Origin of the sequence: Solibacillus sp. NPDC093137 (assembly GCF_050280445.1) — a bacterium.
GTDB lineage: Bacteria > Bacillota > Bacilli > Bacillales_A > Planococcaceae > Solibacillus > Solibacillus isronensis_B.
Window position 1 is genome coordinate 18,201 of the sequence record NZ_JBNNVH010000005.1, and the last position, 13,454, is coordinate 31,654.

Annotated in this window: 13 protein-coding genes; 8 read left to right on the forward strand and 5 right to left on the reverse strand. The window is 39.0% G+C overall.

Annotated elements, in window-relative coordinates:
• Positions 1–4 precede the first annotated feature (4 nt).
• The 4 genes from ACQKN3_RS15380 to ACQKN3_RS15395 all read right to left on the reverse strand — a co-directional run bounded on the left by ACQKN3_RS15380 (position 5) and on the right by ACQKN3_RS15395 (position 2,426).
• Entirely contained in the window at positions 5–781 is a 777-nt protein-coding gene (locus ACQKN3_RS15380; RefSeq protein WP_427713027.1) for a multidrug ABC transporter ATPase, read from the reverse strand.
• 13 nt (positions 782–794) lie between these two features.
• Positions 795–1,037 carry a hypothetical protein gene (locus ACQKN3_RS15385; protein WP_251690808.1) on the reverse strand — a complete coding sequence of 81 codons (243 nt, stop codon included), beginning with the start codon at positions 1,035–1,037 and terminating at the stop codon, positions 795–797.
• Between the two features lie 65 nt (positions 1,038–1,102).
• The gene (locus ACQKN3_RS15390) at positions 1,103–1,675 is read right to left on the reverse strand and encodes a hypothetical protein (protein ID WP_251690807.1); all 573 of its coding nucleotides are present in this window, start codon (positions 1,673–1,675) and stop codon (positions 1,103–1,105) included.
• Positions 1,676–1,796: 121 nt separating this feature from the next.
• A complete protein-coding gene (locus ACQKN3_RS15395) occupies positions 1,797–2,426 on the reverse strand; it encodes a hypothetical protein (RefSeq protein ID WP_251690806.1) in 630 nt (209 codons plus the stop codon).
• A 250-nt stretch (positions 2,427–2,676) separates the two neighbouring features.
• Here ACQKN3_RS15395 and ACQKN3_RS15400 point away from each other — a divergent pair, with 250 nt between their 5' ends.
• On the forward strand, positions 2,677–3,684 hold the full coding sequence (locus ACQKN3_RS15400; RefSeq protein WP_427713029.1) for a hypothetical protein: 1,008 nt from the start codon (positions 2,677–2,679) through the stop codon (positions 3,682–3,684).
• A 172-nt stretch (positions 3,685–3,856) separates the two neighbouring features.
• A complete protein-coding gene (locus ACQKN3_RS15405; protein WP_427713031.1) occupies positions 3,857–4,474 on the forward strand; it encodes an exosporium glycoprotein BclB-related protein in 618 nt (205 codons plus the stop codon).
• Positions 4,475–4,586: 112 nt separating this feature from the next.
• Here the strand turns inward: ACQKN3_RS15405 and ACQKN3_RS15410 are convergent, their stop codons facing one another.
• Positions 4,587–4,817: a YgaP-like transmembrane domain gene (locus tag ACQKN3_RS15410; protein ID WP_079523760.1), complete on the reverse strand. Its 231-nt coding sequence runs from the start codon at positions 4,815–4,817 to the stop codon at positions 4,587–4,589.
• A 313-nt stretch (positions 4,818–5,130) separates the two neighbouring features.
• Between ACQKN3_RS15410 and ACQKN3_RS15415 the strand changes: the two genes are divergently transcribed.
• The 6 genes from ACQKN3_RS15415 (at position 5,131) to ligA (ending at position 13,443) form a co-directional block, all read left to right on the forward strand.
• The gene (locus tag ACQKN3_RS15415) at positions 5,131–6,864 is read left to right on the forward strand and encodes an adenine deaminase C-terminal domain-containing protein (protein WP_251690803.1); all 1,734 of its coding nucleotides are present in this window, start codon (positions 5,131–5,133) and stop codon (positions 6,862–6,864) included.
• A 27-nt stretch (positions 6,865–6,891) separates the two neighbouring features.
• A complete protein-coding gene (locus tag ACQKN3_RS15420; protein WP_427713036.1) occupies positions 6,892–7,950 on the forward strand; it encodes a DUF3048 domain-containing protein in 1,059 nt (352 codons plus the stop codon).
• An 18-nt stretch (positions 7,951–7,968) separates the two neighbouring features.
• Positions 7,969–8,283 carry a YerC/YecD family TrpR-related protein gene (locus ACQKN3_RS15425; protein WP_008408714.1) on the forward strand — a complete coding sequence of 105 codons (315 nt, stop codon included), beginning with the start codon at positions 7,969–7,971 and terminating at the stop codon, positions 8,281–8,283.
• Positions 8,284–8,449: 166 nt separating this feature from the next.
• Positions 8,450–9,139 carry a heptaprenylglyceryl phosphate synthase gene (locus ACQKN3_RS15430; protein WP_251690801.1) on the forward strand — a complete coding sequence of 230 codons (690 nt, stop codon included), beginning with the start codon at positions 8,450–8,452 and terminating at the stop codon, positions 9,137–9,139.
• Positions 9,140–9,174: 35 nt separating this feature from the next.
• Positions 9,175–11,433, forward strand: coding sequence for a DNA helicase PcrA (gene pcrA, locus ACQKN3_RS15435; RefSeq protein WP_251690800.1), 2,259 nt, complete (start codon positions 9,175–9,177; stop codon positions 11,431–11,433).
• A 12-nt stretch (positions 11,434–11,445) separates the two neighbouring features.
• Positions 11,446–13,443 carry an NAD-dependent DNA ligase LigA gene (gene ligA / locus ACQKN3_RS15440; RefSeq protein WP_251690799.1) on the forward strand — a complete coding sequence of 666 codons (1,998 nt, stop codon included), beginning with the start codon at positions 11,446–11,448 and terminating at the stop codon, positions 13,441–13,443.
• The last annotated feature ends 11 nt before the right edge of the window (positions 13,444–13,454 follow it).

Genomic DNA, 13,454 nt, shown 5'->3' on the forward strand with positions numbered 1-13,454 from the left:
TCTGTTATATATCACCTTTTTTATGTTTCTCAATCTCAATGGCGAGCAATAGTAACTTGTCATCAAACTCATCCAGTATACGTAGTTTTTCATCAAGCTCTGTTTCAAAACTGGTTGCTTGAATGAATAAATTTTGGAGCTGGTTTTCAAGGTTGATTCGGGTGATCGTTTGTTCATCAGTTGGAGAATAATTATTATGTTCAGGCTCTTTTATTTGGACCATTTCTTCAAGGGTAGAATGAATTTCATCATTTTTATCTTTAATATGCTTTAACAAATCGTGCTGTTGATTGATCGTATCACGTAGAGAAAGTAATTGTTCATTGTTGCTGTTCATGAAAGAACGCAGCAAATGATCCAGTTCTTCTACGGCCTGTATATAGTTTTCTGAACGGGCAGCAGGATTTTCGCTATTAGCTGTTTTTTCGATTGTTTCTTTTAATTGTTTGTTTTCTTTCTGTAAGTTTTCTTTTTTTTCCACTAGTGATTCAATGGAAGTAATCAGTTTTATTCTTTGCTCTTCACGTAATTGAATATTTTCATGCAGCTCGCTAAGCTCTTTTTCAAAACTTTTCCTCAGCATCATTAATTCCAATGAAAGTTCTTTTTTCTCGTTTACTAACTGACTCAGTTCCTGCTCAAGACTATTTACCATTGAATAATAGTCCACGCTTTGTAGGGTGGATATTTCGTTTTGATATTTTGCGATTTCTGATTTTAAAAAGATGATAGTTTGCTGTAATTGAAGTACGTCCTTATTTTTCACGCTTTCAATATCCACATGGATCCTCCTTTCAAGTCATATCTTTCAGTAAGCCTATAATCTCCTGAAACTCTTTTTCATTTTCATTGATGAGCTGGTTTATTTTTTCAACAGCTTTTTTTTCTTCTTCTTCATTGACAGGGTATGATGCTTCATATTTATTGTTTGATAATAGATAAGCTAATAATAAATTGAGTGAACTTTTTTCCAGAAAAATAAAGCTATTATTATTTTCCTGGAGCTCATCTTTTATCGATGAAAAATGTTCTTTCATGAATTGCTTTAATATCTTTTCAATTGTTAGTACTTCGGATTCTTCTTGTTTATCTTCAAATTCGTTTATGATGTTTCCTCCTGTTCCAAATGAATGACACTTAAATTAATAGGGTTTACAACAGCAATCCCATCTTGAAACTGATCACAATAAGTAAAGCCTGTAATGCTTCCAGCGTAAGATTTATTTGGGGACCATCTTATCTGGAAATTTGTAAATGAAATGATTTCATTCGGTTCGATTGATGTTTTGCTAATTGGTTTAAGCCAGTATTCGTTTTTGTTTGGCGTTTTTGAGAAACGCAACCATTCATTCGGTCCTTTTAGTCTTTGTTGGAGCTGTTCATGTACATACCGACCACTAAATGAAAAAGGTGATGATTCAGGCAATGTTATACAAATAGAAGGGTTTAGTAATGGTTCATTACCGATATTATAAATATGATAAGAGCCTAAACATAAACTCTCCTGATCTAATTGATGGGATATATTAAAAGTGGAAGTGAAATAGCTAATAACCTTGGTGTTGTTGGAGTTAGGAAGTTTTTCGATGAGTTCCTTTATTTCGTGGAGATAGGTTTGGGTTTGATTTTGCAGCGTATTTAACTTTATTTCGAAAGGGTGGGAGCTTTTGGGCACTGGAAATACCTCCTCCTTACGGTTAAATTTTATTTGCTTATGTAAGCAAAATAAAGAAAGGGTGTTTCTCCCTTTCTTTATTATATGATGATGAAGTTGGTGATAACACTGATTCATAATATTATGGGAAAACAACAGCACAGTTGTTAGGGCGAGATGCTGGTGAACAAGCAAATGGTAAATCTGCTCGTGGTTCACAGTAGTCAGCCAAAAATTCTACTGTCACTGGGAATGTTGATTGAATGCTTTGGCAAACTGCGATTGAAAGTGATAGATTCTCAAATGAAATTGTACCGTCCCCATTGTTGAAGAATGGACCAGTTGAGCATACGAAGCAATCAAGATCTGTATATGTTACATCAACATTTGTCCCTTTAGGTGCACACATTACAACATGTTCGCAGCGTGAAATATCAAAGCCGTTACTTGTGTAAGTTGTTCCGTTTGCTAACGTAATGCAAATTGTCACAGTGAAGTTCTTTTGAATCATAAGCTGTTGTAAATAAACAGATGTTCCGTCAATCGTAAATGTACGATTTTCACGGCTCATAATAACAACAGGGTTTACTGCTGCTGGTACTACTTGGCATGTAACTTGAGCTCCTCCGACAACTGCATCTACTGGTAAACCTGGAAACGTAATTGGGCTTGTTGGAGTGAACTCAAAAGACATATCTTTCACAACCCAGTCATACACCTTTTCCACATTAATACAGATTAGTTCTTGTTGCGATGGCATTTGTTCCTTCATGTTCTTATCACCTCCTTCTATATTTTTATCTTTCGTTTGTATTTTATGACGCTGTAATAGAAGTGCATAGGCAAAGAAATAGTTTGGCTGTTGGGAATTCTGTAATTAGGTTACCTTCACAAATTAGTAGATCAAAGCCCATTTTTGTGACTTTATAATTAAAAACAACTGCAAAGGTGAAGTGTTTGTCACATACCTCAGTTAACGTCAATAAAATATGAAGAGATGCGGATTGAAAGGGGTGAATGAAATGGAAGAATCCACAACCTATACTCTCCAGGAAATTGAAAAGTTGAAATTAAAAATCTCTGGGTACAGAAATACATTGATGACATTGAAAATGGGGACATCGTTTGAAGATTTCCAAATGATGAAAAATGAATTTGAAGCATTAAAAAGCCAATTAACATATATAGAAGGCTTAACAAAAACAATGGAAGAAAAACAACAAACTCAAACTGTAATTTATGAAGAGCAAGCAAAACAATTTGAAATGCAGATTGCTTCATTGAATAAGACGGTTGAAAAAATGGGTAAGGAAATTGTATTAATATCGAAGAAGTTAAATAATGTTAAAGAAGAAAAGGTGGAAGAGGAAAAGAAAGCGCAGCCGTTAGCAGAAAAATCTAATGCTCCAAAGCCTGATAGTACGATGAAATATCTTCAGAACGGGACTCAGGAAAATGTACCTGCACCGGCGCTACCGAATCAACCATCGTATATGCAGTTGAGAAATTTAACAAATCAAGTCATCCAATTGCAAAAAGAGGATGAAAAGACGAAACCGGAAGAACATATAGAATATAAAGCTGATCAAGTTGATGAACGCTATTTTAATCAGCGTTATTTCCAAACAATCAACCATCCACCACAAAATGTAAGTAGAAATTCTTTGAATAAAGCTTCACTCAAACCAAATAAGTCGTCAAAGGGTGAAGCAACCTTTTTACCGACTTTAAATAAAGTCTCTAACTTATTTGAGCCAGAGAATGGACCCGAAGAAACGCCTCCATCTCTAATTAAGAAAGTTAGTGAAAGTAGTATCGTAAGTCCTGAACTTCATGAAGTTAAGTTGGTAGTTGAAAAATTACAACCAGTCGATTTAAGTGAAATAAATGAAGGCAGTTCAATGCGGGAAGAAGAGCAGATGGAAAGTATTGAATTAACGGTTGAAGAAAGTACGGATAATTCAGATTCTGGAGAAGAAAAGACGAAGAAACAGCGGAATTCCTCGTTCTTTAATATTTTTCGAAAATAAATAGAAAAGCTTTATAAAATCATCCTAGTGTTAGGATGATTTTATTTTTTTTGCCTGAACAAGCTGTCGATTCGCTCAAGTAAAAAACTGAATTACAAAATTTGATTACTAGTTAATTGCCCTTTGATTCTATTGATTGGTGAATAGAATAATTGCGAAGGAGGTGAAAAATATGTGTATGTGTTCTAAAAATATGAATATTGGTAATTTACATCCATGTGGATCAAACTGCGTTAACTTAGGACCATTCAGAGCTGTAAGACCGGGTTGTACACCACCAAATACAGGGTCAATCATTCCATTCTCTTCTGGTATTACGCCAGTGGTATTAACTACGCTTGTTGGGGGATTAGTGGGTACAACAAGTTTAATTGGATTTGGTACTGCGGTTCCTGGAATTACAATTGTAGGGAATACAATTGACCTATCAGGTGTTGCTACTGAAGCTTTCGCAGTTCCACGCAATGGTAGTATTACAGCAATCTCCGCATCATTCACTGCACTAGCTGCCGTTGATCTTGGTTTAGGATCTGTATCGGTTACTGCTCAAATTTACCGTGCACCTGCAGGAAGTTCAGTATTCACTGCTACAAATGCTAGAGTTACGCTGACACCGCCATTTACAGGGCTTATAACTCTTGGCCAAACATCATATGGATCATCAAATGTGCCACCGGTTCCTGTAGCACAAGGTGACCGTTTATTAATGGTTTACTCAATTGCCGGAACAGGAGTTACATTAGCTGCTGCACTGACAGGTACGGCAAGTGCTGGTATTACAATTTCATAAACGCATAAAAGTTATTACTGAAACCCAAAAGCGCTATATTTAACCAATATAGCGCTTTTTTATTGTGTATACGTATTACATAAAATTATTCAACATACCCTAGATCCACCTCTTAATCATTGACGGGCATCATTTCGTTCATTTGTTCCGATTTGGCCATTGCAACTACTGGACAATATTGATAATATCCTTCCGCCACTTTCATCGAACCGGCAAGAATCATCATACGGCCAACTGTACATTGAGGTTTATGAGCGATTCTCCCAACACCGAATGCGGTCATTGCAACACCGCACATCATACGGATAAAAGCGTTTGTTTCAGAAATATTGGGGGTTAGCAATTATACTTCACTCCTTTTTTTAGAAAATTTAAAAATTATTTTGGAAACACTTTGCTTTATGAAAGTGCTATGTTACGATTAATTCACCAAAAGGAATATTGTAGCAATTGCCTACATAAAGCAAAATATATTGAATTAAGTATGTGTTATTCTTTTAAATCGATACGCATTAATCTAGCTTCAGCAGCTGTTAAAGACAATTGCTGAAGCTACTTGAATCGCAGCAGTATATTTTTTAGAGCTGGTATAAGTATCTTGGAAAAGTTATGAGCGTCCTTATATTATGGTAGAAAAGTTGAAAGGAGTGCAGAATATGCCGGAAATTAGTTGGAAGTTAAGTAATATTCGAGAGCAAGTGAGTATCATTGATGGGCATGCTGCTCCGAGTCTAGTTTTAAAAAATGCAAAGTACTTACATAGTATGATGAAAAGTTGGGTAACAGGAAACATCTGGATATCCAATGACCGCATCGTTTATGTCGGGAAGGAACTGCCTGCAAGTGTAGAAGGGACAGAGGTTATTGATCTGGCCGGAAAAGTAGTTGTACCAGGTTATATTGAGCCGCATGTACACCCTTTTCAATTATACAATCCCCATAGCTTTGCAGAATTCAGTGCACAGACAGGCACAACTACATTCATTTCAGACAATATGACACTTGTTTCATTAATGAAAAATAAGAAAGCGTTTTCTTTTATGGATGAGCTTGCTAAATTGCCATTTTCATTTTACTGGTGGAGTCGCTTCGATTCACAAACGGAGCTTGAAAATGAAAGGGAACTATATTCAAATGCCTCCGTATTGGAATGGCTTGACCGTCATGACGTACTGCTCGGCGGGGAACTTACAGGATGGCCTCGTCTGATGCGCGGGGATGATCAAATGCTCTACTGGATTCAGGCAGCTAAGCATAAGGGAAAAAAAGTCGAAGGGCATTTACCGGGAGCATCCGAAAAAACGTTGGCTAAAATGCGTTTACTAGGAGTCGATGGTGACCATGAATCAATGACGATTGAAGATATCGAAGCACGTTTGCAGCATGGTTATGCTGTTACTCTCCGTTATTCTTCAATTCGCCCGGATTTGCCGCATTTATTAAAAGCGGTTGTCGATAAAGGCTACGAAATATTTGATCAGTTAATGATGACGACAGATGGATCCACACCGAGCTTCCATGAAGATGGTGTGATGGATAAATGTATAAGGGCTGCCCTTGAAGCAGGTGTACGTCCGGTTGACGCTTATAATATGGCAAGTTATAATGTTGCGCGCTATTATAATATGACAAATCTGCATGGGCTGCTTGCTACAGGGCGTTATGCAAATATTAATATTTTGTCGGATGAATATTCTCCGACACCTGAAGCAGTCATTTCAAAAGGAGTATGGCTAAAGCGCGACAATAATGATTTGAAAGCATTCCCGGAAGTAGACTTATCACTATTCGGTGATTTGAAAATTGATTTTGATTTGCATGAAGGAGATTTTCAATTTTCGATGCCGATTGGCGTTGAAATGGTGAATGATGTTATTACGAAGCCTTATAGTATAAAAAATCTCGGACATCATCATCATACCTTATCTACAGAACATGATGAAAGCTATTTAATGCTTGTCGACCGAAATGGGAAATGGCGCATTAATACGATGATTAAAGGATTTGCTACTCATGTAAAAGGCTTTGCTTCATCGTATTCAAATACTGGAGATATAATTTTAATCGGAAAATCGATGCACGATATGCAGCGTGCGTTCCGAGAACTGAAGAAAATGAATGGCGGGATTGTGCTTGTTGAAGATGATCAAATCGTAACAAGTATTCCTTTGACATTGGCCGGCTCTATTTTCGATGGGACAGTTAATGAAGTAATTCCGCTAGAACTGGCATTGAAGAGTGCTTTGAAAAAACGTGGTTATCACCATACAGATGCAATTTACACATTGCTGTTTTTACAATCGACACATTTACCATATATTCGAATTACGACGCGTGGGATTTTTGATGTCATGAAAAATAAGGTTATGCTACCTGCTGTAATGCGATAAACCTATAAAAGTGAGAGGAGTAGCACGATGAAACGCAGTATATTTATGTTAGCATTATTAGGTATAACCTTAACGACAGGTTGTTCCGATAAAGAACGAACAGAGGAGCCTGTTGTAGAGATAGAAGAAACAGAAGTAGAGGAAGATATTATTGTTGCGGAGGCGGAAGAAATACTGCCATTTGTTACACCATTTACAGGGGAACGTGTAGCAGAAGAAGTGACGATGCGTCCAATACTTGCAACGATTAATAACCATCCGCAGGCACGTCCTCAATCTGGACTTGCACAGGCGGATATTATATATGAAATGCTGGCGGAAGGTGATGTGACACGCTTTTTAGCACTTTACCAGTCCGAACTTCCTGAATCTATCGGACCGATTCGCAGTGCGCGGTCGTACTTCATTGATATCGCAAAAGGACTGGACGCATTTTATATTGCACACGGATACAGTCCTGAAGCGAAATCGATGCTTGCACAGAGAGTTGTCGATAATATAAATGGAATGCACTATGATGGTACTTACTTTAAACGTTCATCAACACGGGTCGCTCCACACAATTCCTATATTTCGGGCGAAAATGTAAAGGCCGGTGCCGAAAAAGTAGGGACTTCACTACTTTATCAGAAAAAAGTGTCCTACCCATTTTATGAAGCCGAAGATAATGTTAAAATAGGAACAACGGCTAATGAAGTATCGATGAAATACAATAATAGCGGTTCATTTAATAGTCAGTACGTTTACAATGCAGAAACGAATCAGTACAAGCGTTATTCTGCAAATGTAGAAACAATCGATTACGAAACAAATGAATCCATCGAATTAGCCAATATTTTATTTTTTGAAATGCCTCATCGAATTGTAGACAATGCGGGTCGACGCGAAATTACAATTACGGGTGGTGGCAATGCGTATGTAGCTCAAGCGGGGACGATACGTGAAGTGAAATGGAAAAATGCAGATGGCCTGCTGGTGGCAGTCGAAGAAGATGGATCGGAAGTAAAGTTAGTTCAAGGAAAGACATGGATACATTTCGTACCAACATCTCCAGGTTTAGCGGCATCTGTTATATATTCAGAGTAGAGAGGAAATGGTGGGCACATGCAAATTGAAAAAATTCGCGGTCATCAAACAGATCAGTTGTTTAAAGCTGTCCTAGAGTTAAAAGATATTGAGGAATGCTATAAATTTTTCGATGACTTGTGCACGATTAGTGAAATTCAGTCGTTGGCACAGCGATTTGAAGTTGCACATTTATTACGTTTGAAAAAAACGTATGAAACAATTAAAAAGGAAACAGGTGCGTCAACAGCAACAATTTCCCGTGTACGCCGTTGCTTTGACTACGGAAATGACACTTATGATGAAATGCTGGGCCGTCTTTATCCAGACGAAAAGCCATTTACGTCAAAGTAAAGAAGCGCCCAATCATAAATATATGAGCAAGCTTAAAAGACTGAGCAGATTTATCCGCTCAGTCTTTTAATATTTCATCGAATTTCGTTATACTAAGAGATGGTCAATAAAAACTAAGATAATGAAAAGTTCAATATAAAAATTTTGAGAATAGGTGGATATATTCATGGAATATTTAAACTGGAGACATGTATTTAAACTGGACCCTGCAAAGGAAATTTCGGATGAGGCATTAGAGCAGATTTGCGAATCGGGTACGGATGTTATTTTAGTTGGCGGGACAGATGATGTGACGTTGGATGGCGTTTTGGATTTGCTCGTCCGTGTCCGTCGTTTTTCAGTACCGATAGCGCTTGAAATTTCAAATGTCGATAGCATTACACCAGGATATGATTATTATTTCATACCGTCCGTGTTGAATAGTCGAGATACAAAATGGGTGAAAGATATGCATCATGAAGCGATTAAAGAATACGGCGATGTACTGATTTGGGAAGAGCTTGTAGCGGAGGGCTACTGTATATTGAATCCGGATTGTAAAGTAGCACAAGTAACAGATGCGAAAACGGATTTGACGGTGGAAGATGTTGTGGCATATGCACGAATGGCCGAAAACTATTTTAAATTGCCGATTTTTTATTTGGAGTACAGCGGTGCATATGGTGATATCGAGATGGTGAAGGCAACAGCCGAAGTATTAAATGAAACAAAGCTCTTCTACGGAGGCGGCATTACGTCCGTAGAACAGGCGAAGGAAATGGCTGCACATGCTAATACCGTAGTTGTCGGAAATATTATTTATGATGACTTAAAAGCGGCATTAAAAACCGTACAAGCAGTAAAAAGTGTTATATAATAGGAACAAACGTTCTTTAGATAGGAAGGTGCAATATGGAGCATATAGCAAAAAATTTAGTAGCGGGAATGAATCCACAGCAAGCTGAAGCGGTGAAATCAACAGAAGGCCCGCTTCTAATTATGGCAGGGGCCGGCTCTGGGAAAACACGGGTACTGACACACCGTATCGCCTATTTAGTGGTTGAGCGTGAAGTGTACCCTTCGAAAATTTTAGCCATTACGTTTACAAATAAAGCTGCCCGCGAAATGCGTGAGCGAATTGACGGGATTTTAGGAAACGGAACAACGGAAAGCATGTGGGTATCCACATTCCACTCGATGTGCGTACGCATTTTGCGACGTAATATTGACCGGATCGGTTATTCGAAAAGCTTCTCGATTCTAGATAGTTCAGATCAGCTGACGGTAATAAAAAATATATTGAAGCAGGATAATATCGATCCGAAAAAATATGATCCGCGTGCAATTTTAAATACGATCAGTTCGGCAAAAAATGAATGTATTACTGTGGACGGCTTTGAAGCGAACATGAATCCGCATAATCCATTTGAAAAGATTGTCGCACAAGTATATAAAGGCTATCAGAAACGATTAAGACAAAATCAAAGTCTCGATTTTGACGATTTAATTATGCTGACAATCCGTCTATTTAACGAAGCGCCGGATGTGCTTGAGTTTTACCAAAACAAATTCCAGTACATTCATGTTGATGAGTATCAGGATACCAATAAATCCCAGTATCTACTCGTGCAATTATTGGCGAAGAAATTCCGCAATATTTGTGTCGTAGGGGATTCGGACCAATCGATCTACCGTTGGCGCGGTGCCGATATTTCGAATATATTATCGTTTGAAAAAGATTACAAAGAAGCAAAGGTAATTATGCTCGAGCAAAACTACCGTTCCACTAAGCGTATTTTACAAGCGGCAAACAGCGTCATTGAAAAAAATAAAGACCGCTATAAAAAAGTACTGCGGACAGAAAATCCGGAAGGCGAAAAGATTCAGCTTTACAAAGCCGGCAATGAGCAGGATGAAGCGCAGTATGTCGTACGTACGATTCAAAAGCTTATGAAGGACGAAGATTACAAGCTGGATGATTTTGCGATTTTATATCGTACAAACGCACAGTCACGTGTAATCGAGGATGTGCTCGTAAAATCGAATATGAACTACCAGATCGTTGGCGGCACAAAGTTCTATGATCGAAAAGAGATTAAAGATTTGCTTGCTTACTTGCGTTTAATTGCAAACAATGACGATGACTTGTCGCTGGCGAGAATTATCAATGAACCAAAACGTGCGATTGGTGCGACTTCATTTGATAAAATGCTTGTCTATGCGATGGAACGCGACCGTTCAATTTTCGATGCGATGGGTGAGCTTGTATTTATGGGGCTTTCAGGGAAGGCAGCTACTTCCGCTGAAAACTTCTACAGTATGATTCGTTCATTAAGTGAACGTCAGCAAGAATTATCGGTAACAGAGATTGTGGAAGAAGTGCTTGAAAAATCAGGATACCGTCAAATGCTGAAAGCGGAAAAATCGATTGAAGCAGAAAGCCGCCTGGAAAATATCGAAGAGTTTTTAACGGTAACACATGCTTTTGAAGCGCGCAGTGAAGATCAGTCATTAGTAGCATTTTTAACAGACCTTGCACTAATAGCTGATATTGATTCTTTAGATGAAGAGGAAAAAGCAAAAGGTACGATTATTCTAATGACGATGCATGCTGCAAAAGGACTGGAATTCCCTGTTGTGTTCATTATCGGAATGGAGGAAAATATATTCCCGCATTCACGTTCATTGGAAAGTGAAGATGAAATGGCTGAAGAACGACGCTTAATGTATGTCGGTGCGACTCGGGCAGAGCAGCGTCTTTACTTGTCGTGTGCGGGCTCTCGTACAATTTTTGGCCGTACAGGCTACAATGCCCCATCACGTTTTTTACGCGAAATTGATGAAAATGTGTTAGAGCAAGTTTCAAAAGCAAATACTACATCATATCGTGATGATTCATTACCGTTTAAATCGAACCGTTATGACCGTATGCCGAAGCGTTCATTAGGAAGTGTGCAGGCACCTGCTTCCCAAACGTCACGTCTGAATTCTACTGGCGGAGATAAGTTTGATTGGAAAGTAGGCGACAAAGCTGCCCATGGTAAATGGGGTGTCGGTATGGTAGTAAGCGTAAAAGGTGAAGGTGATGGAATGGAACTGGACATCGCTTTCCCATCACCAACTGGAATAAAACGTCTACTAGCGAAATTTGCGCCGATTACGAAAGCTTAGGAGGAACATTTGATGAATGAAATAGAACAAAGAATTGCGGAATTGAACAAGCTTCTTCATGAGTATGGCTATGCGTATTATGTATTGGATAGACCGGTAGTAGAAGATAGTGTATATGATCAGCTTTTACATGAACTTATCGCATTAGAGGAAGCAAATCCGGAATTTATTTATCCTGATTCTCCTACTCAGCGTGTCGGTGGCATGGTATTGGAAGGCTTTAAAAAGGTAACGCATGAAACAGCAATGCTTAGTTTGTCGAATGCTTTCAATGAAGAAAATCTGCGTGATTTTGACCGGAAAATCGAGCAGGCAATCGGTAAAAATTACTCGTATGTATGTGAGCTGAAAATTGATGGTTTGGCCATATCTCTGCGCTATGAAAACGGGATATTTGTACAAGGTGCTACACGTGGTGACGGAACAGTAGGGGAAGATATTACAGCCAATCTGAAAACAATCCGTGCCATTCCTTTACGTTTAAAAGAACCAGTGACATTAGAAGTTCGCGGCGAAGCCTATATGCCCAAAAAGTCTTTTGAGAAACTGAATGAACGTCGTGCTGAAAATGGCGAGGAGCTATTTGCAAATCCTCGAAACGCGGCAGCAGGATCGTTGCGTCAATTAGATCCGAAAATTGCGGCAAGCCGAAATTTATCGACGTTTATATATGCAGTTGGCGGGGATGGAGAAAGCTATGGCATAGACGGGCATTGGGAAATGCTCAAGTATTTGGAGGAGCTAGGTTTTCCATCAAATAAAGAACGTGAGTATTGCGAAACTATTGAGGACGTTTTGGCGTTTATAGAAAAGTGGACAGAAGCGCGCCCAAATTTATCGTATGAAATTGATGGTATCGTTATCAAAGTGAATCGCTATGCCCATCAGGATGAGCTTGGCTTTACAGCAAAATCGCCGCGCTGGGCAATTGCCTACAAATTCCCAGCTGAAGAAGTTATAACAAAATTATTGGATATTGAACTGACGGTAGGTCGCACAGGGGTTATTACTCCAACAGCGATTTTAACACCGGTGCTTGTTGCGGGGACTACTGTGAGCCGTGCGTCATTGCACAATGAAGACCTGATCCGTGAAAAGGATATTCGAATCGATGATACGGTCATCGTACGAAAAGCAGGGGATATTATTCCGCAAATTGTGGGAGTTGTTCTGGAGCAGCGACCGGATGACGCCGTACCATATAAAATGCCGACACATTGTCCTGCGTGTGAAGAAGAAGTGGTACGTATTGATACCGATGTAGCATTGCGCTGTGTGAATCCGCAATGTCCTGCGCAAATTGCGGAAGGTGTGAAGCATTTCGTATCACGCAATGCAATGAATATCGACGGTCTTGGCGAAAAGGTAGTAGAACAGCTGCTTCGCGAAGGCTATATTCAAGATGTAGCTGGACTATATGAACTTACAGTAGAGCAGCTGATCAACCTGGAGCGAATGGGACAAAAATCAGCGACGAATTTAGTTGAAGCGCTTATTCAGTCAAAAGAAAATTCCCTGGAACGATTACTGTTCGGTCTTGGCATCCGCCATGTTGGGGAAAAAGCAGCTAAGATTTTGGCAGCTCAGTTTGAAACAATCGATGCACTAATGGTCGCTACTGAAGAGGAATTGAAAGATATTCATGAAATTGGCGATAAAATGGCCGAATCGATTGTAGCGTATTTTGCAAACGAGCAAGTACAACAATTAATCGAACGCCTAAAAGGATTTGGCTTAAATATGTCCTATAAAGGCAAGAAAATTGTCGTGGAAGCAGGGGCAAATCCTTTTGCAGGAAAAACAATTGTACTGACAGGTAAATTGCAGCAATTGACACGTAACGAAGCAAAGGCGAAAATAGAACAGTTAGGTGGTACGGTTGCAGGGAGTGTCAGTAAAAAAACAGACCTTGTAATAGTCGGAGAAGATGCAGGCTCGAAGCTTGAAAAGGCTCAAAGCTTAGGCATTGAAATTTGGGATGAAGTGCGCCTAATCGAACAATTAATATAGTAAAGGGGACT